The organism is Aestuariivirga sp. (assembly GCF_047600585.1).
Taxonomy (GTDB): Bacteria; Pseudomonadota; Alphaproteobacteria; order Rhizobiales; family Aestuariivirgaceae; genus Aestuariivirga.
Genome location: NZ_JASGKP010000001.1, coordinates 541,825 through 567,314, shown reverse-complemented (window position 1 = coordinate 567,314; position 25,490 = coordinate 541,825). Strand labels below are relative to the sequence as shown.

The 25,490-nt window shown below is 61.5% G+C and carries 22 protein-coding genes and 1 tRNA gene; 15 read left to right on the top strand and 8 right to left on the bottom strand.

The genetic code is table 11. From position 1 onward, the window contains the following. Window positions 1–18: 18 nt before the first annotated feature. Window positions 19–1,965: an MFS transporter gene (locus QM801_RS02525; protein WP_415017637.1), complete on the bottom strand. Its 1,947-nt coding sequence runs from the start codon at window positions 1,963–1,965 to the stop codon at window positions 19–21. Window positions 1,966–2,456: 491 nt separating this feature from the next. Here QM801_RS02525 and QM801_RS02520 point away from each other — a divergent pair. The 5 genes from QM801_RS02520 to QM801_RS02500 all read left to right on the top strand — a co-directional run bounded on the left by QM801_RS02520 (window position 2,457) and on the right by QM801_RS02500 (window position 6,974). Then, window positions 2,457–2,532, top strand: a tRNA-Phe gene (locus QM801_RS02520). A 431-nt stretch (window positions 2,533–2,963) separates the two neighbouring features. Then, window positions 2,964–3,728 carry a hypothetical protein gene (locus tag QM801_RS02515; RefSeq protein ID WP_415017636.1) on the top strand — a complete coding sequence of 255 codons (765 nt, stop codon included), beginning with the start codon at window positions 2,964–2,966 and terminating at the stop codon, window positions 3,726–3,728. A 189-nt stretch (window positions 3,729–3,917) separates the two neighbouring features. Next, on the top strand, window positions 3,918–4,844 hold the full coding sequence (locus QM801_RS02510; RefSeq protein ID WP_415017635.1) for a sulfotransferase: 927 nt from the start codon (window positions 3,918–3,920) through the stop codon (window positions 4,842–4,844). Between the two features lie 57 nt (window positions 4,845–4,901). Continuing rightward, a complete protein-coding gene (locus QM801_RS02505; protein ID WP_415017634.1) occupies window positions 4,902–5,894 on the top strand; it encodes a glycosyltransferase family 2 protein in 993 nt (330 codons plus the stop codon). Window positions 5,895–5,930: 36 nt separating this feature from the next. Beyond that, on the top strand, window positions 5,931–6,974 hold the full coding sequence (locus QM801_RS02500; protein ID WP_415017633.1) for a glycosyltransferase: 1,044 nt from the start codon (window positions 5,931–5,933) through the stop codon (window positions 6,972–6,974). On the opposite strand, the gene QM801_RS02495 is transcribed toward QM801_RS02500, so the two are convergent. The 3 genes from QM801_RS02495 to QM801_RS02485 form a co-directional block, all read right to left on the bottom strand. After that, window positions 6,958–7,623, bottom strand: a complete 666-nt coding sequence (locus QM801_RS02495; RefSeq protein WP_415017632.1) for a sulfotransferase — start codon at window positions 7,621–7,623, stop codon at window positions 6,958–6,960. The genes QM801_RS02500 and QM801_RS02495 overlap by 17 nt on opposite strands. Before the next feature lie 227 nt (window positions 7,624–7,850). Beyond that, window positions 7,851–8,822 (bottom strand): NAD-dependent epimerase/dehydratase family protein, encoded by a 972-nt coding sequence (locus QM801_RS02490; protein ID WP_415017631.1) that lies wholly within the window; start codon window positions 8,820–8,822, stop codon window positions 7,851–7,853. Further along, entirely contained in the window at window positions 8,822–10,132 is a 1,311-nt protein-coding gene (locus QM801_RS02485) for a UDP-glucose dehydrogenase family protein (RefSeq protein ID WP_415017630.1), read from the bottom strand. Before QM801_RS02485 ends, QM801_RS02490 begins: the two co-directional genes overlap by 1 nt. A 113-nt stretch (window positions 10,133–10,245) precedes the next feature. Between QM801_RS02485 and QM801_RS02480 the strand changes: the two genes are divergently transcribed. After that, window positions 10,246–11,469 carry a glycosyltransferase gene (locus QM801_RS02480; protein WP_415017629.1) on the top strand — a complete coding sequence of 408 codons (1,224 nt, stop codon included), beginning with the start codon at window positions 10,246–10,248 and terminating at the stop codon, window positions 11,467–11,469. Here the strand turns inward: QM801_RS02480 and QM801_RS02475 are convergent. After that, window positions 11,381–12,115, bottom strand: a complete 735-nt coding sequence (locus tag QM801_RS02475) for a hypothetical protein (protein WP_415017628.1) — start codon at window positions 12,113–12,115, stop codon at window positions 11,381–11,383. The two genes, QM801_RS02480 and QM801_RS02475, sit on opposite strands and share 89 nt — an antisense overlap. 233 nt (window positions 12,116–12,348) lie before the next feature. On the opposite strand from QM801_RS02475, the gene QM801_RS02470 reads away from it, so the two are divergent. The 5 genes from QM801_RS02470 (at window position 12,349) to QM801_RS02450 (ending at window position 17,633) form a co-directional block, all read left to right on the top strand. Continuing rightward, window positions 12,349–13,746: a hypothetical protein gene (locus QM801_RS02470; RefSeq protein WP_415017627.1), complete on the top strand. Its 1,398-nt coding sequence runs from the start codon at window positions 12,349–12,351 to the stop codon at window positions 13,744–13,746. Next, window positions 13,743–14,354 (top strand): hypothetical protein, encoded by a 612-nt coding sequence (locus QM801_RS02465; RefSeq protein WP_415017626.1) that lies wholly within the window; start codon window positions 13,743–13,745, stop codon window positions 14,352–14,354. The genes QM801_RS02470 and QM801_RS02465 overlap by 4 nt, the downstream gene beginning before the upstream one ends. Window positions 14,355–14,451: 97 nt before the next feature. After that, window positions 14,452–14,946 (top strand): MarR family winged helix-turn-helix transcriptional regulator, encoded by a 495-nt coding sequence (locus QM801_RS02460; protein ID WP_415017625.1) that lies wholly within the window; start codon window positions 14,452–14,454, stop codon window positions 14,944–14,946. Then, window positions 14,943–16,100, top strand: coding sequence for an HlyD family secretion protein (locus QM801_RS02455; RefSeq protein WP_415017624.1), 1,158 nt, complete (start codon window positions 14,943–14,945; stop codon window positions 16,098–16,100). Before QM801_RS02460 ends, QM801_RS02455 begins: the two co-directional genes overlap by 4 nt. Before the next feature lie 12 nt (window positions 16,101–16,112). Next, window positions 16,113–17,633: a DHA2 family efflux MFS transporter permease subunit gene (locus QM801_RS02450; protein WP_415017623.1), complete on the top strand. Its 1,521-nt coding sequence runs from the start codon at window positions 16,113–16,115 to the stop codon at window positions 17,631–17,633. On the opposite strand, the gene QM801_RS02445 is transcribed toward QM801_RS02450, so the two are convergent. After that, the gene (locus QM801_RS02445) at window positions 17,634–20,096 is read right to left on the bottom strand and encodes a heavy metal translocating P-type ATPase (protein ID WP_415017622.1); all 2,463 of its coding nucleotides are present in this window, start codon (window positions 20,094–20,096) and stop codon (window positions 17,634–17,636) included. It abuts the gene before it with no gap. Between the two features lie 120 nt (window positions 20,097–20,216). Here QM801_RS02445 and QM801_RS02440 point away from each other — a divergent pair, with 120 nt between their 5' ends. Continuing rightward, window positions 20,217–20,417, top strand: a complete 201-nt coding sequence (locus tag QM801_RS02440; protein ID WP_415017621.1) for a heavy-metal-associated domain-containing protein — start codon at window positions 20,217–20,219, stop codon at window positions 20,415–20,417. A 167-nt stretch (window positions 20,418–20,584) separates the two neighbouring features. Here QM801_RS02440 and QM801_RS02435 read toward each other — a convergent pair whose 3' ends face one another. Both QM801_RS02435 and QM801_RS02430 read right to left on the bottom strand, forming a co-directional pair. Continuing rightward, window positions 20,585–21,016 (bottom strand): RpiB/LacA/LacB family sugar-phosphate isomerase, encoded by a 432-nt coding sequence (locus QM801_RS02435; RefSeq protein ID WP_415017620.1) that lies wholly within the window; start codon window positions 21,014–21,016, stop codon window positions 20,585–20,587. Window positions 21,017–21,019: 3 nt separating this feature from the next. Continuing rightward, a complete protein-coding gene (locus tag QM801_RS02430; protein WP_415017619.1) occupies window positions 21,020–21,790 on the bottom strand; it encodes a triose-phosphate isomerase in 771 nt (256 codons plus the stop codon). A 189-nt stretch (window positions 21,791–21,979) separates the two neighbouring features. Between QM801_RS02430 and QM801_RS02425 the strand changes: the two genes are divergently transcribed. From QM801_RS02425 to QM801_RS02415, 3 genes are all read left to right on the top strand, one after another. Continuing rightward, the gene (locus QM801_RS02425; protein ID WP_415017618.1) at window positions 21,980–22,990 is read left to right on the top strand and encodes a sugar-binding transcriptional regulator; all 1,011 of its coding nucleotides are present in this window, start codon (window positions 21,980–21,982) and stop codon (window positions 22,988–22,990) included. 36 nt (window positions 22,991–23,026) lie between these two features. Continuing rightward, window positions 23,027–24,466 (top strand): extracellular solute-binding protein, encoded by a 1,440-nt coding sequence (locus QM801_RS02420; RefSeq protein WP_415017617.1) that lies wholly within the window; start codon window positions 23,027–23,029, stop codon window positions 24,464–24,466. A gap of 100 nt (window positions 24,467–24,566) precedes the next feature. Continuing rightward, on the top strand, window positions 24,567–25,490 hold the full coding sequence (locus QM801_RS02415; RefSeq protein WP_415017616.1) for a carbohydrate ABC transporter permease: 924 nt from the start codon (window positions 24,567–24,569) through the stop codon (window positions 25,488–25,490).

Sequence of the window (25,490 nt, the reverse complement as noted above, 5' to 3'; positions counted from 1 at the left end):
GCGTGTCGTTGATCAGGATCAGCCGTGGATGTCGCGATCCTTGGTTTCCGGGATGAAGATCGCACCGATGACGAGCGTCATCGCCGCGATGATGATCGGATACCAGAGACCGGAGTAGATATCACCCGTAGCCGCCACGATGGCGAAGGCCGTGGTGGGGAGGAAGCCACCGAACCAGCCGTTGCCGATGTGATAGGGCAGCGACATGGAGGAGTAGCGGATGCGGGTCGGGAAGAGTTCGACCAGCATGGCGGCGATCGGGCCGTACACCATCGTCACGTAGATGACGAGGATGGTGAGAAGCACGATCAGCATGCCCGTGTTGACCTGGGCCGGATCGGCCTTGGCGGGATAGCCCGCAGCCTTGAGCGCGCCGGAGAGCGTGCCGGCAAAGCCGTCGTTCAGGGCAGCCGCCGGGCCACCGGTCTTCACCGCCGCGTCAACGATCTTGCCAAGCTCGGCCGTCTTGTCGGCGGCGTTCTTGTAAGCATCGCCGTTCATGGCGGCCGTGATGGCGGCGGTCAGCGTCTTGGCCTTGGCAGGGTCTTCGTTGGGGCGCACATCCTTCAGGCCGGCCGCCGTCACGATTTCGGTGATGGCGGTGTCAGCCGTCTGCGCCGCAGCGAGGATGCCCGCTTCGCCGGCAGCCTTGAGCGTGGCCGTCAGTTCCTCGGCCTTGGCCTTGGTGTCGGCAGCAACCTGGGCAGCTGCGAGCGACGGCACGACCGTGTCGCCGATCTTGACCGTGGCCTTGCCCGATTCACCCGCGGCATTCGAGTACGGGATGCCAGCCTTCACAAGCGCGCTCTTGGCGATATCGCAGGCGCTGGTGAACTTCGACGTACCGACCGGGTTGAACTGGAACGAGCAGTCCTTCGGATCGGCGGTCACGACCACGGGCGACTTGGCGGACGCTTCATAGAGTGCCGGGTTGCCGTAGAAGGTGATCGCCTTGAAGATCGGGAAGTAGGTCACGATGGCGAGCAGGCAGCCCAGCATGATGATCCACTTGCGGCCGATCTTGTCCGAGAGCCAGCCGAAGAAGATGAAGAACGGCGTGCCGATGGCAAGCGAGCCCGCGATCAGCAGGTTTGCCGTGACAGGATCGATCTTCAGGGTCTGCGTCAGGAAGAACAGGGCATAGAACTGGCCCGTGTACCAGACGACGGCCTGACCGGCGGTGAGGCCGAGCAGCGCGAGGATGACGACCTTGAGGTTGGCCCAGTTGCCGAAGGATTCCGTGAGCGGGGCCTTGGAGGTCTTGCCCTCGGCCTTCATCTTCTGGAACACCGGCGATTCATTCAGCTTCAAGCGGATCCACACCGAGATGGCGAGCAGCACGGCGGAAAGCAGGAAGGGAATGCGCCAGCCCCAGCTATCGAACTGGGTGGGAGCGCCCGGCGCATCCGAAATCGGAGCGGAGAGCCAGGTGCGGCAGGCGAGAATGACGAGCAGCGACAGGAAGAGACCGAGCGTTGCCGTGGTCTGGATCCAGCTGGTGTAGAGGCCGCGCTTGCCGTGCGGCGCGTGCTCGGCCACGTAAGTGGCGGCACCGCCGTATTCGCCGCCGAGGGCAAGGCCCTGCAGCAGGCGGAGCAGAACGAGGATCACCGGGGCTGCCATGCCGATCGTGGCATAGCTGGGCAGAAGGCCCACGCCGAAGGTGGAGATACCCATGATCAGGATGGTGATGAGGAAGGTGTATTTGCGGCCGACGAGATCGCCCAGCCGTCCGAAGACGATGGCGCCGAAGGGGCGCACCGCGAAGCCCGCCGCGAAGGCCGCGAGCGCGAAGATGAAGCCTGCGGTTTCATTCACGCCCGAGAAGAACTGTTTGGAGATGATGGCCGCGAGCGACCCGTAGAGATAGAAGTCATACCACTCGAAGACCGTTCCGAGTGAGGATGCGAAGACGACCGTTGTCTTGCTGCGGTCGAGATCGCCAGCAGTAGCGGCGTTTGCCATGGGTTTCCTCTTGCTTTCCCTCGTGAGCAATTTCTTTTTCTGAGACAAGACGCGATCCGGAACAGGGATTCCTCCGGACCCATTTCAAGTCTTAACCCGGCGTTAAACCCGTGAATGATGCGCGGGAAAATCCGACTTTCGTCAGAGCGCGGATGATCGAAGCCGCTTTGCAGCGCACAAGAATGAACGCATTCCGGCGTTCAAGTTCTTGTCTTTCCTGCTCTCGTGAATCTGTTGCGCTGCACAGTGTGACGACGCGTGAGGGGCGAAGTTATCCTAAAGTTTTTTGCGCGGCCGTGTGTCTCTGGAGCCGCCCTTCGCGCCCTGCGGGAAACCGGGGACGGTGCCCGGAGCCCGGAAAAGCGCCGGGCCGGCGGCAGATTCGCCATTCCACACGGGCAGATAAGGGAGAAACAAGAGATGCTGGACAAGTCCGCCAAGCTTGCCTATACGCGGCCCGTTCCGGTGCGAACCCCGCACCCGCAACCGATGCCCAGGTAGCTCAGTTGGTAGAGCAGCGGATTGAAAATCCGCGTGTCGCTGGTTCGATTCCGGCCCTGGGCACCACTCAACTCAGCAATTTCAGTTGCTTTTCGTTCGTCGCTCTTTTGCTGGAGTGACCTTGTGTTTGTTACATGTTGTTACAGCAACTCGCCACCATACGGCGCGAGAACAGACAGATTGGCTACAGCAGTCGGGAGCAGTCGCACAATTCCGCGTTTGGCGCAGAGACCATTCGACCAAAGGGCCGGGATCGCTACACCAGTCAATAGAATACGAACGTGACGGCAAGCTGCTCAAGCGCTCACTGATGCAGCAGAACCGCAAAGCCCCCTCCTCGCCACGCTGCGGCGCCTTGTTGGGGGAATGCGCCAGGGATATGATGGCATTCGACAAACACCCGGGGAGCCGTTCAAATCCGCTTGTCTTTGTTGCGACGGAGCAACTAAGTAGCGTCGAAATTCCAGCAAAACAGCAACAGGATTTTAGGTGAAATCATGAAGTTCGGGGTCGTTTACGCCTGTTCCGATGTGCGCTGGTTTGAGGAAACTGTCCTCTCGGCCATGAGCGTGGCCCATTTCATGCCGCGTCTGGCACGGGAGTTCTACGCACCCGAGGAACTGATCAACAACGTTTCCATTCCGCCCAATGCTTTCACCAAGGTTGTCGCACTGAAGTCGGTGAAAGTCGCCCATCGGCCCCGTTTCGAAGCGCTTATGATGACTGGTCTCGATGTCGCCCTGTTTCTGGATGGTGACACCATGCTGACCGAGCCCATTCCTGAAGTATTTGGTATTCTGGAACACTTTGATATCGGGCTGACCATCGCACCGCAATTGCATGCACAAAGCGCCATTGAAAAGGGATTGCACGAGGTGTTGCCGAAGGTCTCACTCGCGCTGCCTGAATACAACAGCGGCTTCTTCCTGGCACGGGTGGACGACAGGTTCCGCGCTTTCACCAAGAACTGGCTCGGACTGTTCGAGAGGTCGCTTGCGCATGGCATTGCACTAGATCAGCCATCCCTCCGAATTGCGGTGGCAACAAGCGACCTCCGGGTCGCGGTGCTGCCGAACAATTACAATTTCCGCGCCAACACGCTGCAATCCGTCGTCGGCAAAGTCAAAGTCCTGCACGCGCACGCCAACCTTCCCGAAATCGCCAAATCCATCAACCAGAAACACGGCTTCCGTTGTTATCAGCCGTCAGACGAGCTCGTATATGGTTTTCGGCCAAAGGCATTCCAGAAAAGAGATGGCTGAGCCCTAGCCCCGGCAGGGCTGGCTTGGCTCAAAGCACCGCAGGCCATTGGTCTGCAGCGTCTTACTGGTGCAGTCGACACGGTCGTAACGTGGGCAAATTGACCATCTTAGAAGGGGTTTGCGAAGGCGGAGGCGCAAACGCGTTACGGCAGGGAGCGTCGTAGCTTTTAACACTGTAAAAACAATAAGATGATGATTCAATTGCGGATTGAAAATCCGCGTGTCGCTGGTTCGATTCCGGCCCTGGGCACCATTCAATGCATCGGTGAATCTCTCCGTAGACCTTGCAAGGTCAAAGCACATTTGCGCTTTATCTTGCGCCTGTTATGTAGGCGGCGATCACTGGGGAGTGAAAGTATGGAAAATTCTGCGCAGCATGAGCTGCACGACCGTGGTGTCCACAAGCATCCAAACTGGTTGAAGGTTCTGCGGCCGTTTCTGAAATTTTCTCAACATGTCATCACAGCAGGAAGAACCACGCGAAAACCAAAGATTTTCTTTATTGGGTTTAACAAGTGTGGCACCAAAACTCTCCATCACTTCTTTCGCAGGAATGGCTATCTATCGGTACATTCCCGAAGCTGGGCCGCCAAGAAGACTCATGGGCGTAGTGCCGCGCAGATAATGAAAACAAACATGGAATCAGGCGCCCCGATCCTGCGAGGTCTCGGCGCCTATGAAGTTTTTTCCGACATGATAGCCATATCAGATACTGAGATCATTGAGGCCAATGGCTATTTTCGCGAACTTCACAAAGAATATCCTGAAGCCTATTTCGTCTTCAATGACCGTCCCTTGGACAAATGGGTCCGGTCCCGCCTCAATCACGAAGGCGGCAAGCATGGCAGTTTTGTGGAAACATTCCAAAAAGCCTTGTCCATGTCGCGCGATGAGGTTGAAGCATACTGGAGGAAGCTGTATTCAGACCACAAGTCGCAGGTCATCGAATACTTCGGAAATCACCCACGCTTTATGGTTTTCAACATCGAGGCTGATCCTCCCGACAAGCTGGTATCATTCCTTGCGGATGACTTTCGACTGGATATCTCCGAGTGGTCCCACAGGGGAAGCGCTAGGGAACGCAAAGAGAAACAAGATGCCAAGAGAAAGCGTTGACCAGAAATCTTGCGTGACTATCGGGCCTGAAGCAGGCGCGAATGAAAATGTAAGAAAATGAACGACCTTCAGCTCGTCAAAGGCACTGTTGGCGATCCTTCGCAACCTACCGTTTACGCGATAATGCGCGACGAAATGTTCTTCCTGCCGTCGTTCTTTGCACATTACAGAAAACTCGGGTTCAAGCAGTTCGTCATTCTCAATGACCGATCGGTCGACGGATCATCGGAGTTTCTGGAAGCCCAGCCTGATTGCGCAATTCTAAAGTCCTCTTACACATTCTCCGATGTCGTGGATGGCCATAAGGTTCATCAAGCCTGGAAGAACTGGATTCCAGAGCGCTTCTTGCAGAACAGTTGGGGAGTGTGCGTGGATGCTGACGAATTCCTCTTCCTTCCGCCGCAGTTCCAGTCGGTTCAGGCCTTTTGCAACGCTTTGGACAGCATGAAGGCGACAGCGGTGGGTGCCTTGATGATCGACTTCTATCCGGAAACAGTTTTCGACCTCGACCGCGTCTGGAAGCCAGGGTCGCTTGAAGAGTTGCTGGCGGCCTATCCACACTACGATCGTGGCCCCTACATCACATGGAAAAAGGGCTCGCTGCGTCCGAAGGTGCTCTCAGGCGGCGTCAGGGAGCGCCTTCTGCGAAAATACAATGTCAACAAGAAGCAATCCAACACCGGACTGAAAGGACTGTTGCGCCGTCTGAAAGCCGGGTTTTCCACGACCAATCAGGTCGGATCGATCCACAAGGTCCCCTTTGTACGCTGGAAGCCCGGACTGGCATATCTGCACTCGCACACCCTGAATGCCGCTCCCGATGGCGGGACAATCCTGCCTATGATTCATTTCAAGTTTACTTCGGCCTTCAAGCAGAAGCTGGACGTTGCCACACGCGTAACGAAGTTGGCGGAACGGGCTTTTGCCTACAACTCATACGATATCGTCCTCGAAAGAATGAAGGCTGACGGAGGAAGTTTCGTATCCCCTTCAACGTTGTCGTTCACCAGCCCTGCTGCTCTCTTCGAGCTTTCAAGGATAGTGGATTGACGAGGTGGCAGTTTTGATCATCCGGAGTTCTCTCTGATGCGCGTCAGTCTTGTCATGGTCACGGGTGGCGCCGGCGGCCTGCAGCAGAGCATCGTGCCTTACGCGGTCGCACTCCGGGAGTTTGGGCACGATGTGCAATTGATCATGAATGCAGCTTCGCCGCTCCTGGCTGAAGTGAGGTCGCGCGGTTTTTCGCCCGATCTCGTGCGAGGCATGCGCCGCAGGCCAATGACCTCTTTTTTTGGCGTATGGCGCAGTCTCCGGGCCTTTGCGCCGGATGTGATCATTGGCTTTGCGAGCAAGGGGTATCCTGTCGCAAAGGCGGCGGCACGAAAAGGCATCCCTGTCGTCAGCCGTCTCGGCAGCATGGACAACAAGAAAATAGATGCGCTTCTGGGAGCAAGTGCCATTCTGGCAACATCAAACGAAATGCGTGAACGCGTGATCAGCCGGGGCCAGCCGGCAAGCCGCGTGCGCGTTGTGCCCAACTTCCTCATCGATGAACTTCAGCCGCGTCCACAAGCGGAACCCAATCGCTTGCGAATGGGCTCAATGGGGCGCTTTGTTCCCCGCAAGGGTTTCGATGCGCTTCTCTCCGCCGCAAGAATACTGAAGGACCGCGGTCACGAGTTCGACTTGAGCATCGCCGGAGCAGGCACCGAAGGCGAAGCATTGCGGGACTTGGCAAGACGGCTGGATATTCAGGTGGACTGGCCGGGCTGGGTGCATGGTGCGGACAAGACCGCGTTCCTGAACAGCTTGGACATCTTTGTATGCCCGTCGCGCGAGGAACCGTTTGGCCAGATCTATCTGGACGCCATGCGCTTCCACCTTCCGGTGGTCACCACCGACACGGTGGGCGCGCGCGCCATCTTCACGCCGGGCAAGGACTGCAGAATGTGCAAGCCAGATGATCCCCAGGCGCTGGCAGATGAAATTTCCTTACTGTTGAATGACCGCTCACTGCGGCGTGAAATCGGTGACGCAGGTGCCGCAAATTTCGCAAGTACCTTCCAAATGAGGGGTGCTGGCCGCACTCTGTGCGAGACACTTGAGGAACTGGTCAAACATCCGTCGTGAGATCAGATCCCAGGAACCGGCGTTTTATGGCCCTGTAGGTTTTTTTCAGCGGTTTCTCGGAGGACACGGGCTTCCGATGCGGAAACTGCACGACGCGTTTGAGATCGGTGAATTCCGATAGCCGTTCGCCCTTGTCCTGATCCAACAGGTTGAAACTCAGAAGTCGCCCTGCCGGAATCGTTTGCATGACTGCTTGCTCGTGCTGGCGGTATGCGTCGATGAAGAGATCCCTGTCCTTACGGGTGATCAGTCTGTAAGGGTCCAGTCGCAAATGCTTGCGATAGTGAATCCACTCATATGCGCTGATCCTGCGCGCGAGCCAGTCTATTTGCCAGTGGCGAGCAAGAGATTCCCACCACGCCTCGGGATCGCGACGGATCAAGATGAAGCGTGCGTCATCCCTTCGCCGCAGGATTTCCTCGTAAAGTCCGGCCCAAGGCGCATCGCTATGGCCATCGTAGGTGTCGATGACTGGCGTGAGAATGTCGACGATGCGCTCGTTGTCATCAATCACCGGGCGAATTTCGGTGACATAGTTCTTTCCGCCGACCCGTTTTGGATAATGCAGTGCCTTGATTCCAGCCTCCAGGAACCAAGCATGCACGCTACTCGTGCCGGACTTATGGAGTGAGACACAGAAGTACTTCACGAAACCGCGCGCTTAACTACGAGGGCTTTTTTTATCCGTTGATAAGCAACAACGCAACAGCTTGCACGTCAAAATTGATCAGCAACTCACATGGCTTTTATGGGTTAGCGCGGTTTGGTTGCAGACGCCATCGGCTTCAGCCCGATATGGTGCGCGCGAACGCCCTTCCGGCGCCGATTTCGGCACGGTCAATCCGTGATGCGCAACCCAGACGGTCGGGATCCAGGTCAAACCCGGTAGTAGTCCCTGTACCACTCCACAAATTCCTTGACGCCTTGCGCCAGCGGCGTCGACGGCACATAGCCGGTCAATTGCTTCAGCAGATCCGGCGCCGCATAGGTCACCGGCACATCGCCCGGCTGCATGGGCATGTCCTGCCGGATCGCGCTGCGGCCGACGGCCTGTTCGATCGTCGAAATGAAATCGTTGAGCCCGACGGGTTGGCCACCGCCGATGTTCACAATGCGGAACGGCGCCTGCGAGACCTTCGGGGGAGCAAGCGGCGCAAGCCGGATGATGGCTTCCACCAGATCGGTCACGCAGGTGAAATCGCGGCGCATGTTGCCTGCACCATAAACCTCGATCGGTTCGCCGGCGAGGATGTTGCGGGTGAACTTGAAGATGGCCATGTCCGGCCTGCCCCATGTGCCGTAAACCGTGAAGAAGCGGAAGGCTGTGGTCGGAACATCATGCAGATGAGCATATGAATGCGCGATCGCTTCCATGCCCTTCTTGGTGGCCGCATAGAGACTGAGCGGCTCGTCAGCCCGGTCGGACTCCGAAAACGGGATCTTCGGATTGGCACCGTAGATCGAACTGGTGGATGCGATCATCAAATGGCGCGGCCTGATCTGGCGCGCCAGTTCCATCACACGCCATGAACCGATGATGTTGCTGTCGATGTAGGCCTTGGGATTTTCGAGGCTGTAGCGCACACCCGGCTGGGCCGCCAGGTGGATGATGAGGTCCGGCGGAAAGCGCTCCACCGCGGCCTCCAGCGCCCCCTCGTCCTCAAGCCGCGCTTCTGCAAACGAGAAGCCGTTGTGTGTGCGCAGTCCCGCGAGCCGGGCCCGCTTCAGTTCCGGATCGTAATAGCTCGTCATCGCATCAAAGCCGATGACCGTGTGTCCCTCTTTCAGCATCCGGCGGGAGAGGTGATAACCGATGAAACCGCAACTGCCGGTGATGAGGACATTCATCAGACCGACCTCCGCCCCACACTGTGATAGGCAAAACCATGGCGCTCCACGTCGCGGGAAGCGTAGATGTTGCGCAGGTCGACAAGTACGGGCGCCGACATGACCTTCTTCAGCCGCGGGAAATCCAGCGCCCGGAAGGCATCCCATTCCGTCACGATGACAAGTGCATCCACCCCGGCCGCCGCGTCATAGACGTCCGTGGCGAAGGTCACGCCGTCGATCATCTGCCTTGCGCTGTCCACCCCCTCAGGATCGTAGGCGCGCACCGCGGCACCCTGATCCTGGAGGAAGCGGATGATGTCGAGCGCAGGCGCGTCGCGCATGTCATCTGTGTTCGGCTTGAAGGTGAGACCGAGAATGCCGATCGTGCGGCCGCGCAAGTTTCCGCCAACAGCCAGTTGCACGCGCCGTGCAATGGTGCGCTTGCGCTGGGCATTCACGGCATGGGTCGTTTCGACGAGCCGGAGCGGCGTGCCGTAATCCTGCCCCGTCTTCATCAGCGCCAGCGTGTCCTTTGGAAAACACGACCCACCGAAACCGGGGCCAGCATGCAGGAACTTCGAGCCGATACGGTTATCGAGGCCCATGCCGCGCGCCACATCCTGAACATCACCACCCACCGCTTCGCAGAGATCCGCGATCTCGTTGATGAAGGTGATCTTCATGGCAAGGAAGGCATTGGAAGCGTACTTGATCAGCTCGGCGCTGCGGCGGGTGGTGAAGAACAGCGGTGGCTGGTTCAGGGAAAGCGGGCGATAGGCCTCGCTCATCACCTCGCGCGCACGCTCGTCCTCGAGCCCGATGACGATACGGTCTGGCCGCTTGAAGTCATTGATCGCGGAGCCTTCACGAAGGAACTCGGGATTGGACACCACCGCAACTTCGGCCTTGGGATTGGCTTCCCGCAGGATGCGCTCCACCTCGTCACCGGTGCCCACCGGCACGGTGGACTTGGTTGCGACCACCGTGAAGCCGTCGATCGCGTCAGCGAGTTCACGGGCTACGGCATAGACGTAAGACAGGTCGGCATGGCCGTCCCCCCGGCGCGAGGGTGTGCCGACTGCGATGAGCACGAGATCGGCTCCGGAGACGGCAGGTTTGAGTTCCGTGGAGAAACTCAAACGTCCCGCCGCCCGGTTGCTGCTCACAAGAGTGTCGAGGCCGGGCTCATAAATGGGAATTTGGTTCTGGTTGAGCGCCTCGATCTTCCTGGCGTCCTGATCGACGCACGTGACCGTGTGCCCGAAATCGGCAAAACAGGCTCCAGACACGAGCCCGACATAACCGGAACCAACAACTGCAATCCGCACATTTCCTCCAAGCAAAGACTCGCCCGTTTCGCCGGGGGAATAGAGGAAATATCCTTTGGGGTCCAGCCAAGGCGGTTTGACGGCTGGCGGCATTGGCCTGTACACCGAGGCCGATGAGTTTTCCGTCTTCAGTCACCAGCGCGCTCGATCTCGCCATCCTCGTGCATGATCTTTCGGCGACGGGTGTTGCCGGCAATGCCATCAGGATCGCTGCCGGCATGGCTGCGCGAGGGCTCTCCGTCGAACTTTGGGTGGTCCGCGACGGGGGCGCGTTCCGAAGCAGAGTGCCGCAGAATGTTGCAGTGCGGATCATCGGGAGCGGCACCCGGCTCCACATACGGCGGCTGGAAGTGCTGTACGCCATCCCCGCCATTGCCCGCGAGATCACGACCCGGCAACCGCGCGTCATTCTCTCTGCCGGCAATCACTTTCATTGGGCTGCAGGGCCAGCTTATGCCAAGGCGGGACGACCCTCCGGCACCCGCCTGATGGGGCGCGCCAGCAATGCCCCGCCGGTTGGGCACTGGCCGGTGTTCGGCCACTTGGCCAGGCGCTGGGATGCGATGAAATACAAGGAGATGCAAACCGTTATTGCAGTGTCCCATGAACTCGCAGCCATGCTGACAGACGAATTGCGGCTGACACCCACCAAGATCGTCACCATTCCGAACGGCGTGAACATCGCCGACCTCGAGCGGCAAGGCACACTACCACTCGATGATCCATGGTATGCGGACGGTGCGCCGCCTGTCATCCTGGGCGTGGGCAGGCTGTCGCGACAGAAGAATTTCCCGCTCTTGATAGAGGCCTTTGCCCTTTTGAGGCGGGAGCGCGCCGCCCGGTTGCTGATCCTCGGCGATGGCCCGGTCCGGACCCGCGAGTCCCTGCTGCGACTGGCGGCGAAGCTGGGCGTCGCCGCAGACGTTCGCCTCGCAGGCTTTGAACCCCACCCCATGCGCCACTTTGCACGGGCAGGAATGTTCGTCCTGTCGTCCCTCTGGGAAGGCGCCAGCAACGTGGTGCTGGAAGCCATGGCCTGCGGCTGTCCCGTCGTCGCGGTCGATTGCCCCACGGGCGTGAAGGAGCAGCTTGGTAACGGGTCGGTGGGACCCATCGTTCCACAGAACGACGCACCTGCCCTCGCCCGCGCCATGGCCGAGCGTTTGGCCGCGCCACGAAACAGTGAAGCATTGCGGTCCCAGGCCAGGCAGTTTGACGCCGATAAAATGCTTGACGCCTATGCCTTGCTCATCGGGGCGCAGGTGGGACCGGGGGATGGCCGTATTTCTGAAAGCGGCGAATTCGGGCCATCACGGGCATCAGCAGGAGATGTGTGAGTTTGCGTTTCCACGCCTTGGGTGAATGCAAGGCATTGATGTGAAGTATGACAGGGAGCGGTCCCTTGTTCGGCCAGATGGGTATTCGCCGGGTGTTGTACTCGGGCGCGAAGGCATAGAACCTCGCATCGCTGGTCCACAGGGCCTCACGGAAGGGGATCTGGTCACGCGTGAAACCGCCTTCGTTGTAAAGCGTGATCCAGCTCCGGAAAAGCCGTTCCGTAGCGTCGCTCTTGCGGTAAAGAAGGACGCCGCAATTGATTTGCGGAAAGGCCTGGGGAATATCGATCTTGTACTTGTTCAGGCGGCGCGGCGAGGTGCGGTAGCGCACGTGCGTTCCCGCGATATCGTAGTTTTCAAGCAGCCGGAAAAGGTCGTGAAGGTCTCCGGTCACGCGCACATCTGAATCGAGATAGAGCGTCCGTGAAAACGGGGAACGGCCAACGTACTCGTGTTTGCGGCGGCTCTCGCCGGCGTGAATCCTGCCAACAAAATGGAAGAGCGGATCGACGTCCTGCTGGTCGGTGAAAATGCCGATCTTGAGCCAGGGGTTGCTCTGCACGACGGAACGCGCCGCATCGGTCGCGGACTGCGTCCAGTGCGCGCCGGTGACAACAAACAGTACGCCGGAGGAGTTTTCGAACATCTGGAGAGGGGTGGCCTTGTTATCGGCCCGTCTGTAGCCTGTCCCCCCGAGCGCAGGCAAGCCGCTTGCCCCGCCGTTCCGCAATACGCAATATTCCCACACCCCGAGAGGCATTTGTCCTTCGCAAGCCCCGCAGATATGGTACAGCCGCCCCGGCCCGTCATTCCATGCACACTCCCCTCCAAGCCAGCCGCACGCTCCTCAGCACCCTCCGCGCCGCGGGAGTGGAATTCGTGCATTGGAAGAGCAACCATCACCTGGCCGAGGCGCTGGCGGGTGAGACTGATCTCGATCTGCTGGTGAGGGCCGCGGATATCTCCCGCTTCCGGCAGGCTGCGGTCAGTGCAGGCGCCATCCGTATCCTAAGCCAGAGTTGGGCAAGCTATCCCGGCGTGGAAGACTGGCTGGTTCATGACGATGCCACAGGCCGCTTCCTGCACCTCCATGTCCACACGCAACTCGTCACCGGCCTCAAGAGGGTGAAGCATCTCATCTTGCCCTGGACAGACGCCGTCCTGGCCCATCGGCGAAACGATCCCGTATCGGATTGGCCCATTCCCCAGGCTGAAATTGAACTCCTCGTTCTTCTCGTTCGCATCTGGGCAAAGATGCCGCCCCTCCGCCGGCTCTGGCGGCCTTCCGTTCCACGCCACATCATGGCCGAACTCAGGAGGCTCGAAAGTGAGGCCGACGCCGGAAAGCTCGGTGAAGCGGCCAAGACATTGGGCCTCAGCCTCGAGTCCCTTCCGCCCTATGCCGATGAGCCCACCGTCATCGCGGCAGCAAGGACGCTCTACGAACAGGTCGCCCGGTACCGGCGCATGTCCTGGCCGGCGGCACTGGGAAGATCTGCAATCGAAGGCCTGAAGCTCACAGCCCGAAAGGTCTGGTCGAAGAAGATCGGTCCCCTGCGGTACCGCAAGACCATAGCCGGACCCGGCGCCATGATCGCCCTGATCGGCAGCGACGGTTCGGGCAAGTCCACCCAGTCGGCCCGGCTGATCAAGTGGCTGCATTACAAGCTCGATGCACACCTCATCTACATGGGCTCGGGCGAAGGCCGGACGGGCCTCGCCAACGGCTTGCGGAAACTCCTGTCCAGCACCTGGAAGAAAAGCCGGCGCAAGGCCTCAACGGGTGCACCCGGAACAACCGCCAAGCGCTCTTTGGCGACCAGACTCTGGAGGCTCTTCGATCTCCTGCTGCTGAGACGAAAGCTCCGCCTTCTCCGCAAGGCCCGGGAGATGGCCAACAAGGGCAGCATCATGCTGCTGGACCGCTACCCCCAGAACCAGGTCGCCGGAATCAATGATGGTCCGCGGCAATCGGAAGGACGCGGCTTCGCCTGGGCCGCCGCCATGGAGCAGCGACTGCTGGCAGAGGCTGCAACACTCGGCCCCGATCTCCTGATCAAGCTGCACATCTCGCCGGATGTCGCCAGTGCCCGCAAGCCCGATCACGATCGCAGCATGATCGAACGCAAATGTGCCGTCGTCGATGCGCTTGTGTTTTCCCGCGCTCAGACTGTCGTCCTGGATGCCGAAGCCCCGGTCGATGAAGTGACACTGGCCGCCAAGGCAGCCATTTGGTCGTTCATCTTGGCAACGCGCGCGCAGGCGGCCTCATCATGATCATCGAACTTGCCGGCCTGCCCGGCGCAGGCAAAACGACCCTTCGCAAGGCGCTGAAGTATCCTGCGGGCGGCAAGGGATCCGTCTCCCTGCTGCAATTGAGGGCCGACGGCGCTTTTCGCCGGGCAGCCCGCAGTCTCCTGTGCCTGGCTGCGTCGGCCCGTCCCTTGCGCATCAACCGCTTCACGCGCGCCTTTAACGCAGCCGTTCTCCTGCGCCACTATCAGACGGGTACAGGCGTAATCGTTCTCGACCAGGGGATGGTGCAGAAAGTGTGGTCTCTGCTGGCCGACGCAGACGCCTATCAGGCCGAAGCTCTCGATCGTCTCCTGTCGGATCTTGTGCCGTTTGCGCCTGATCATCTGGTGTGGCTTGAAACACCACTCGACATGGCAGTGACCCGGATGGGCAAACGCCCCGACGGCAACAGCCGCTATGACAATTTGCCCGAAGACGATGCGCGCAGGCTGCTTACAGGGCGAGCAGACCTCCTGCGGACGATTGCAGAAACCTATGCCGCAAAGGCGGGCCTGTCCCTCTTCATCCTCGACGGAACTGCGGACGTCCACACCAATGCCGCTGAACTGGATCGCCTGATCTCCGGTTAACCCGCCCCTCACCATGCTGTGCGGCGGGTTGAAGAAATCCGCCAACGCAACTTTTCGTATCTTGTCATAATTATATACAGTGTATATTATATGCCCCATGAGCAAGATCCCCAGCAAGTCCGATCCACGCCGCGAGGCGGCGCTGCGCATCGTCGAAACTTCCCGCCTGCTCCGCAGCCTGGTGGAGCATCGCCTGCGCCCCTTCGGCATGTCGCGGGTGCAGTTCGCCTGCCTCAGCAAGCTGGAGTTGAATGACGGCCTGGTTCAGACCGAACTCGCTGAAATGCTGGAAGTTCAGCCCATTGCCATGGTCCGCCTTGCCGACCAGCTGGCGGCCGATGGCATGATCGTCCGCCGCCCGGACCCCGAGGACCGCCGCTGCAACCGCCTGCACATCACGGCGAAGGGCCGTGAAACCATCGCCCGCATGGCCGACTTCAAGGACCAGCTGGGCGCCGAGGTTTTCCGCGGCATCGCCAAGGACGACGTGGATCAGCTGCTCAATACCCTCAACACCCTGCACGGCAACGTGAAGGCGATCCTCCTCGAGGAAGCCAGCGTTGCCCGGACGAAGAAAGCCGTGAACCAATGAGTGAAGACGCCCCCCTCCCCGCGACCCCGTCACCCGCCGCCGAGGCAGCCCCGCCGCAAGCTGCCGCTCCGGCCAAGCCGAAGCGCCGCAGCCTGTTGCGCCTTGTGCTCCTCGTCGGCATTCCCGCCATTGCCGCCATCGGCGGCACCGAGATTTATCTGAACGGCGGCCGCTACATTTCCACCGACAACGCCTATGTCGGCGCCCAGAAGGTGCTGATCACGCCGGAGGTGAGCGGCACGGTCGAAAGCATCGCGGTGAAGGAAGGCCAGGCCCTGAAGGCAGGCGACGTGCTCTTCACCATCGACCGCAAGCCCTATGAGATCGCGCTCTCACAAGCCCAGGCGGCCCTCGCCAAGGCCGAGAACGACTACAACACCTACAAGACGCGCGCCCAGGCGCTGAAGGCGCAGCTTGCCCTCTCGCAGGACACGCTCACCCTCCGCCAGGATGAGCTCGACCGCAAGTCGGCGCTCCTCAAGAACAAGGTGACCTCCGTCACCGATGTCGAAGCAAACCGCATCGCCGTGCAGCAGGCCCATGCTTCGCTCGAGGCGCTGCAGCAGCAATCACAGGAAACCCTGGCCCAGCTGGGCGGCAAGGACGATGCACCGCTCTCTGACTTCGCACCGTGGCAGGCCGCACAGGCCGCCGTGGCCCAGGCTCAGTGGAACATCGACCACACCGTGCTGAAGGCCCCGCTCGATGGCATCGCCACGCAGGTGACGAACATCCAGTTGGGCCGTTATCTGCCCGCCGGCACCACCGTCTTTGCCGTGGTGGCCGAAAAGGGCCTGTGGGTTGATGCCAACCCCAAGGAAACCGACATCACCTATCTGCAGGCAGGCCAGCCCGCCACCGTCACGGTCGATGCCTTCCCCAACCGAGCCATCAAGGCTCATGTGGAAGCAATCAGCCCGGGAACGGGTGCGCAGTTCTCGCTCATCCCCGCACAGAATGCCGCCGGCAACTGGGTGAAGGTGGTGCAGCGCGTGCCCGTGCGCATCGTCTTCGATGAAGACCTGCCGCAGGGCGTGCTTCGTGCCGGCATGAGCGCCGATGTCGAGATCGACACCGGCCGCGAGCGCTCGCTCTCCACCATGCTCGGCCTCACCGCCAACGCCAGCCCGGATCCGCTGCGCAAGCAGCCGTAAGGACACGCCGCCATGACCATGGCCATGACAGCAGCGAAGCCCGAGACTGAGGGGCATCGCGGACTGATTACAGTCTGCGTGATGCTGGCCACCATCATGCAGGCACTCGACACCACGATTGCCAACGTGGCGCTGCCCTACATGCAGGGCTCGCTTTCGGTCACCTTCGATCAGGTGGCCTGGGTGCTGACCTCCTACATCGTCGCCGCCGCAATCATGACGGCCCCTGTCGGCTGGCTTGCGGTGCGCTTCGGCCGTAAATACATTTTCATCATCTGCACGGTGGGCTTCACCGTCGCCTCGCTGCTCTGCGGTGTCGCCCAGGGCATCACCGACATGGTGCTCTACCGCATGCTGCAGGGCGTCTTCGGCGCCGGCCTCGTGCCGCTCTCGCAGGCCGTGATGATGGACATCTTCCCGCCGGAAAAACGCGGCCAGGCCATGGCGATCTGGGGCATGGGCGTCATGCTCGGGCCGATCATGGGCCCCACCCTCGGCGGCTATCTCACCGAATATTATTCCTGGCGCTGGGTCTTCCTCATCAACCTGCCCTTCGGCATCGCGACCGTGGTCGGCCTCATGGCCTTCATGCCCAACACCAAGCCGCACGAGATGCGCTTCGACTGGTTCGGCTTCTTCATGCTGAGCCTGTTCATCGGGTCGTTGCAGCTCATGCTCGACCGCGGCGAAACACTGGGCTGGTTCGAAAGCTCCGAGATCATCATCGAAGCCCTCGTCGCCGTGGCCGCGGCCTACCTTTTCGTCGCGCACACGCTGACCTCAGACAAGCCCTTCGTGCCGCCCGCCATCTTCAGGGACTGGAACTTCACGCTCGGCGTCTTCTTCATGTTCATCGTCGGCGTGCTGATCCTGGCCACCGTCGCCCTGCTCACGCCTTTCCTGCAGAGCGTCATGGGTTATCCCGTGCTGTCGGCAGGCTTCCTGCTCGGCACCCGCGGTGTCGGCACCATGGTCGCCATGATGGTGGTGGGCCGCCTCCTCTCCTATGTGGATGCCCGCATCCTCATTTCGATCGGGCTTCTCCTCTCCATGCTGTCGCTGTGGATCATGTCGGGCATCAGCCCGGACATCTCGCAGTTCACCATCATCTGGACGAGCGTCGTGCAGGGTGTCGGCATGGGCCTCATCTTCGTGCCGCTCAATACGGTGGCCTTCGCCACGCTGCCCGCCATCTACCGCACCGAGGGCGCCTCCATGTGGACACTGATCCGCAACCTCGGCAGTTCGATCGGCGTCTCGATCGTGATCGCGCAACTCACCAGCGGCACGACCATGATGCATGCCCGACTGGCGGAATACATCACGCCCTTCAACCTCGGCTACCAGCTCATGCCCAAGGGCCTGATCGATCCCGCGACGGACCAGGGCCGCGCCATGCTCGACAACATGGTGACCGGGCAGGCGCTCACCATCTCCTACCAGAACGACTTCCTGCTGATGACGCTGATGAGCCTCGTCTGCCTGCCGCTCGTCCTGCTCTTCCGCAACAGCGCCACCACGCCGCCGCGCTGATCAGCCGGCGAAGCGGCGCAGGCGCAGCGCATTGGCCAGCACGAAGATGCTCGACATGGCCATGGCGCCCGCCGCCAGCATGGGCGAGAGCAGCGTGCCGGTGAAGGGATAGAGCACGCCCGCCGCCACAGGGATCAGCACCACGTTGTAGGCAAAGGCCCAGAACAGGTTCTGGCGGATGTTGCGGATCACCGCCTGCGAGAGGTGGATGGCCTTGAGCACACCCTTCAGGTCGCCCGACATCAGCACGACATCGGCGCTTTCGATGGCCACATCCGTACCCGTGCCGATGGCGATGCCGACGTCCGCCGCAGCAAGGGCCGGAGCATCGTTGATGCCGTCGCCCACGAAGGCCAGCGCCCTGGTATCCTGCCGGAGGCGCGCCACCACGTCGGCCTTGCCGCCCGGCAGCACCTCGGCCACCACCTCGTCGATCCCGAGCGAGGCACCGATGGCTTCGGCGGTGCGGCGGTTGTCGCCCGTCACCATCACCACCCGAAGTCCCGCTTCTTTCAGGGCGGCGATCACGGCGGCGGATTCAGGCTTCACCGGATCGGAGACGGCAATCGCCGCCGCCAGCTTTCCGCCAATGGCGGCATAAAGCGGCGTCTTGCCCGCCTCGCACAGATGCTGGGCTGCATCCGCCAGCGGCGTCACATCGATGCCGCGCTTCGTCATGAAGCGCTCCGCCCCCACCAGAATCTCGCTGCCGTTCACCTGCGCGGCAGCCCCATAGCCCGGCACGGCTTCGAACCCGGAAGCCTCGGTGACGGCAATGCCCTCCGCTGTGGCCGCTGAGACAATGGCTTTTGCGATCGGATGCTCGGACTGCGCCTCGACAGCAGCGACCGCAGCAAGAACGGCCTCACGCGTGAAGCCCGGCGCCAGCGCAAGGTCGGTCAGCACCGGATGCCCCATGGTCAGCGTACCCGTCTTGTCAAAGGCGATGACACCCGTCGACTTCAGCGTCTGCAGCGCTTCCCCCTTGCGGAAGAGCACCCCGAGTTCGGCCGCACGCCCCGTCCCCACCATGATGGACGTCGGCGTCGCAAGCCCCATGGCGCAGGGGCAGGCAATGATCAGCACGGCCACCGCGTTGACGAGTCCAAAGGTGAGCGGAGGTGCAGGCCCGAAGATCAGCCACGCAAAGAAGGTGATGACCGCCGCAGTGACGACCGCCGGCACGAACCACGCCGTCACCTCATCGACGATGGCCTGGATCGGCAGCTTGGAGCCCTGTGCCGTTTCCACCATCCGGATGATCTGCGCCAGCACCGTGTCGGCGCCGACCTTGGTGGCGCGATAGGTGAAGCTGCCCGTGGTGTTGAGCGTGCCGCCCACAACGGCACTTCCCACATCCTTCGACACCGGCACGGGCTCACCCGTCACCATCGCCTCATCGACATAGGAGGAACCGGCCACCACGGTGCCATCGACAGGCAGACGCTCGCCCGGGCGCACCTGAATGAGATCGCCGACGCGCACGTCCTCAAGCGGCAGATCGGCCACAGCGCCGTCGCGCTCCACCCGCGCCGTCTTGGCCTGAAGGCCGACGAGCCGCGAGATCGCCTCACTGGTCCGGCCCTTGGCGCGGGCTTCGAGATAACGGCCGAAGAGGATCAGGGTCACGATCACGGCGGCCGCCTCGAAATAGACATTGGCCGTGCCCTCGGGCAGCAGACCCGGCGCGAAGGTCGCAACGGTGGAATAGATCCACGCCGCACTCGCCCCCAGCACGACCAGCGAATTCATGTCGGGCGAGAGACGCCACAGGGCGGGCAGGCCCTTCCTGTAGAAGCGCAGGCCGGGCCCGAAGAGCACAAGCGTCGCCAGCACGAAATAGAGCGGATAGACCCAGCCACGCGCACTGCCGTGCAGCACGTGATGCCAGGCGGGAATGATGTGCGAGCCCATCTCCATGACGAAGAGCGGCACGGTGAGCGCAGCAGCGATGAGAAGATCGCGGCGCAGCACGCGGCGCTCCTCCTCCTTCGCGGCCTGTACGGTTTCCGCCGCGGCTTTGGAGAGTTCGAGCCGGCGGGGCTCGTAGCCCGCCTTGCGGATGGCGGCTTCAATGGCGGAGAGTTCCACCACGCCGGGAAGAAGGTTCACCGTTGCCTTCTCGCTCGCCAGATTGACCGAGGCGGAGACGACACCCGGAACGCCGGCCACCGCCTTCTCCACCCGCCGCACGCAGGAGGCGCAGGTCATGCCTTCGACACCGATGTCGATGCTGCGGTTGGCGACGTGATAGCCGGCTTTCTCGATGGCCGAGAGGATGGGTGCCGCTTCGGGTTTCGCGATGAAGTCGATGTCCACCCGTTCGGTTGCAAGATTGGCCACGGCGCGGGAAACGCCCGGCACCGCCGCCACGGCCTTCTCCACCAGGCGCACGCAGGACGCGCAGGTCATGCCCTCCACGGGAATGCTGAGATGGCTGAGGCTGGTTTCGGAGGCGTTCATGGGCGTACCCCTGCCAATGTAAGGCCTGGGCGCAAAATCCCCAAGGGCCGCGGCATGACGGCCCCTTTTCCGGGGGCGCGGCAGCCCCTATCTAGAAAGGCTCGCCGGAGAGGTTGCATCATGCTGAAGCTCAACGTGCCCGATATGTCGTGCGGACATTGCGTGGGCACCATCACCAAGGCCATCAAGGCGCTTGATCCGGCTGCCGAGGTGAAGACGGACCTCGCGGCGAAGACCGTGACGGTGGAGAGCACCGCGCCCAAGGACAAGATCGCCCACGCCGTGGATGACGCCGGCTACCCCAACACGGTGGCGGGGTGAGCGCGGTCTGATTGTCGTCACCCCCGCGAAGGCGGGGGCCCAGCTTCTTTCCGCGCACCAGTGATCCACCAAAGCTGGCTTCCGGCTCGCGCGCGACATCTCGCTATCGCTCGATCAAGGCGCGCGTCCGGAATGACGTTTGAAGAAAGCGGGGTTTGCCCCCGCCCTCACGCCTCCAGCTTGTTGATCGCTTCCACGTTGGCGCCGGAGGGGCCCTTGGGGTCAAAGGTCGAGGCCAGCCACTTGTCAGCGATGTCCTTCGCCAATTCCGCCCCGATCACACGCGCGCCCATGGTGATGATCTGGGCGTTGTTCGAGGTCGCGGCCTTGCCGGCGGAATAGGTGTCGTGGGTAAGGGCCGCACGGATGCCCGGCACCTTGTTGGCCGAGATGCACACCCCGATCCCCGTGCCGCAGCAGAGAATGGCGCGGTCGAATTCCCCCGCCTTCACGCGTTTCGCCACGCCCGCGGCGAGGTCGGCATAGAAGCCGCCGGCACTCAGGTTCGTGACTTCGTGTTCGCCCTTCCCCTTCAAGTGGGCCACAAGGGCATCAACAAGCGGATTGCCAGCGCTGTCGCCGGCGAGCGCGATCTTCATGGTTCAAGCCTCCAATGAGCGGGTAACGGATTCGATGATGCCGAGATAGCCGGTGGCATCCCAGGCGGAGCGGCCGATGAACAGGCCATCGATGTTGTCGCGGCCGGCAAGCGCCACGCAGTTCTGCGGATTGACGCTGCCGCCATAAAGAATTGGCAGCGGCTCGCCCACGATCTCGGCGGTGAGCGCCTTGAGACGGCGGTGCTGGTCAGCGGCGAAATCCGGGTCCGCCGGAATGCCGCCCTCGCCGATCGACCACACGGGCTCATAGGCGATCACCACATTGCCCTTGGCCTGCTTGCCCACATGCTTGAGGGCGTATCGTGTCTGCTTGGCGAGCACATCGGCGGTGGCGCCGGTTTCATATTCGCTGCGCGTGTCACCGATGCAGACGAGCGCCGTGAGGCCGTGGGTGAGGCAGGCCTTCACCTTGAGGCCCACCGCCTCATCCGTTTCGTTGAAGAAGGTGCGCCGTTCGCTGTGGCCGAGTTCCACGAGCACCGCGCCGCAATCCTTGACCATGAGCGGCGAGACTTCACCCGTCCACGCGCCCTTGTCGTCCCAGTGCATGTTCTGGGCACCGACCTTCACGCGTGTGCCTTTGAGAAGCTGCGCAACTTCCGCGATGTAGGGGAACGGCGGAATGATGAAGGGCTGTGCCGCGGTGGTGTTGGCGAAGGGCGAGGCCTTGAGCGTTTCGGCATAGGCCACCGCATCCGCCCGCAACTTGTTCATCTTCCAGCTTGTACCGATCCACGGAACCTTGCGCGCCACGTCTCACTCTCTCCCATTCACCGGTGCGGAAAACATTTTCCCTCGCACCAAAACAACATTCGCGCCGCAAACACAATGGGCAGCGAGCCCACAAGCGTGCAGCGCAGCAACGAATTCATTTGACAGGAAAGCTAGTCTGAAAAATATTGCACGACAAGAAAAATAATTCAAAGTCCAATGGGAGCGCGTGTGAACCACTTTCCGTCAGCCGTTCAGGTCGACGAGGAGGCCGCCCTGGCCGCCCGTGCCGCGTGGCTGCATTTCGCCGGCGGCAAGACGCAGGGCGAAGTGGCGGAAATCCTGGGCGTGCAGAGCACGAAGGCGCACCGGCTCATTGCCCGCGCCCGCAATGAAGGCCTGATCCGCGTTTTCGTTGAAGGCCCCATCGCCGGTTGCATCGAACTGGAAGAGCGCCTCAAGGCCATGCACGGCCTTGTCCATTGCGAGGTGGTGCCGAACATCGACGATGGCCCCCTGCCCCTGCGCACGCTTGGCATGGCGGGTGCCCGATACATCCGCAATCTCATCGAAAGCCGCCGCTATCCCTCGATCGGCTTTGGCCATGGCCGCACGCTCGCCGCCGCCATCGACCTGATGGCGAGTGTCGACGGCAAGGACACCAAGTTCGTCTCGCTCTTGGGCGGCCTGACACAGCGCTTCGCCGCCAGCCCCTTCGACGTGATCCACAAGCTCGCGGAGCGCACGGGCTCGGAAGCCTACGTCATGCCGGTTCCCTTCTTCGCCAACACAGCGCGAGACCGGCAGGTGCTCGAATCGCAGTACGGCGTCTCCGACGTGATCGCCATGGCCCGCAAGGCCGACCTCTACATCGCCGGTATCGGCGAAGTGACCCGCGCCAGCTTCATCGCATCCGCCGGCATGCTCGACGAAGAAGACGTGGACGAGGTGATGAAGACCGGCGCCGTCGCCGAAATCCTCGGCCACTTCTTCGCCACTGACGGCTCGCATCTGCCCAACAGCGTCACCGACCGCGCGCTGGCACCCCGCATTTCCGAACTCAAGGCCCACAACATCGTCGGTGTTGCGGGTGGAACGAGCAAGACCCAGGCCATCCGCTCCATCCTGCTGAGTGGCCTGCTCTACGGCCTGATTACCGACGAGGCGACAGCCCGCCGCCTCGTTGCATCCAAACCGGGTCAACCGCCCGGCAAGAAGAACGGGAAGACCGCACCGGGCTAACCGTAAGCAACCAGTACATCAACGGAGGATCTGAGTATGTACGATAAGGAAAAAGGACTGTTCGAAGCCTTCGTGGCCGGCAAGATGAGCCGCCGCGAACTTCTGCAGGCAACCGGCAAGCTGGGCCTCTCGGCCTCCGCCGCCGGCCTGCTCGTCAACCAGGCGCAGACGAAGGCACTTGCCGCCGACTTCGACTGGATGAAGTTCAAGGGCACCAAGCTCAAGCTGTTGCTCAACAAGCATCCCTACGCCGACGCCATGATCGCCAACATCGAATCCTTCAAGTCGATGACCGGCATGGACGTGGCCTATGACATCTTCCCGGAAGACGTCTACTTCGACAAGGTGACGGCGGCCCTCTCCTCCGGCTCGGGCGAATACGATGCCTTCATGACCGGCGCCTACATGACCTGGACCTACGGCCCCGCTGGCTGGATCGACGACCTCAACGAGTACATCAAGGATCCCGCCAAGACGAACCCCAACTACAACTGGGAAGACGTTCTGCCGGGCCTGCGCGCCTCCACCTCGTGGAACGGCGTGCCGGGCGGCGAACTGGGCTCCTCCGACGCCAAGCAGTGGTGCACGCCTTGGGGCTATGAGCTCAACAACCTCTCCTACAACAAGAAGATGTTCGAGAAGGTGGGCGTGGAGCCGCCGAAGAACCTGGATGAACTGGTGGCAACCTCCGCCAAGCTCACCAAGGACCTGGGCGGACCCTACGGCATCGGCGTGCGCGGCTCGCGCTCCTGGGCCACGATCCATCCCGGCTTCCTCTCGGGCTATGCCAACTTCGGTGAAAAGGACTTCAACGTCACCGACGGCAAGCTGAAGGCCGCGATGAACTCCGCCGGCTCCAAGGACTACCACAAGAAGTGGGTGCAGATGATCCAGGAATCCGGTCCGAAGGACTGGGCCAACTACACCTGGTATCAGGTCGGCACCGACCTCGGTGCGGGCGCCTCCGCCATGATCTTCGACGCCGACATCCTCGGCTACTTCATGAACGGCGGCGACAACAAGGAGAAGGGCAACCTGGGCTATGCGCCGTTCGCGGCCAACCCGGCAGCCAAGGCTCCGACGCCGAACGTGTGGATCTGGTCGCTCGCCATGGCCTCGGCCGGCAAGCAGAAGGACGCCACCTGGTACTTCCTGCAGTGGGCAACCTCCGTCGAGCACGACCTCTTCGGCGCCCGCAAGATGGACTTCGTCAACCCGGTCCGCGCCTCCGTCTGGAAGGACGAGGAATTCCGCAACCGCATCGACAAGTCCTATCCGGGCTACCTGAACCAGCACGACACCTCGGCCCCGGGCGCGAAGATCTACTTCACCGCCCAGCCGCTGTTCTTCGACCTCACCACGCTGTGGGCCGAAAACCTCCAGAAGATGGTCGCCAAGGAAATCCCGGTCGATGAGGGCCTGGACAAGATGGCTGCCGAAATGGATGCCAAGCTGGCTGAAGCCGGTCTGGGCTGATCCAGCCTGAGGTTGCGGGGCCGCTTTCCTCCCTGGGGCGGCCCCGCTTCCGTCTGATTTGCTCTTTTCATCCCGAACCGCGACGGACAAGATTGGGTTCATGACACACACCGCCATGACCGGCAGCCCTGCGAAGCAAAGCCGCTTCCGCCGCAAGGCCCTGCCCTATCTCCTGAGCCTGCCGGCACTCCTCATGTGCATCGGCATCCTCATTCCCTTCTTCACCGCGGTCTATTATTCGCTGCTGCGTTACCGGCTGAACCTGCCCGCCATGAAGGGCTTCATCTGGTTCCAGAACTATCTCAACTTCTTCACCGATCCGAAATTCTGGAACACCCTGAAGATCTCGCTGGTCTATGCCGGCCTTACCGTCGTTCTCGAACTGCTGCTGGGCCTCGCGATTGCGATCCTGTTGCAGAAGCGCACCCGCCTCAACAATTTCCTCTCGATCCTGCTTCTCCTTCCGCTGATGACGGCGCCCGCCTTGGCAGCCCTGATGTGGAAGCTGATGACCAATCCCAACTTCGGCATCCTCAGCTATCTCGTCTCGCTCATCGGCTTCCCCGACATGAAGTGGGGCTCGGACCCTGCGACGGCCCTCTTCACCGTCACGCTGGTCGACGTCTGGGTCTACACGCCCTTCATGATGATCCTGCTGCTCGCGGGCCTGCGCTCGCTGCCGCCCGCACCCTTCGAGGCGGCGGCGCTGGACGGCGTGCCCCGCAGCTTCGTCTTCTTCCGCATCACGCTGCCCATGCTGATGCCCTACATCCTCACGGCCACGCTCTTCCGCCTGCTCGACTCGATCCAGCAGTTCGACATCATCTACGCGATGACGCAAGGAGGGCCGGGCGATAAGCTGCTCGTCTTCCAGGTGCAGGCCTATCTCGACTTCTTCCAGGCGACGAATGTCGGCCGCTCCGCCGCGCTGATGATCATCCTCTGGGCCATCACCTATGCCCTCTCCAACGTCTTCATCAAGCAGTGGCTGAAGCTGCGCGAAAAAGCCCACGGAGCCGCCTGA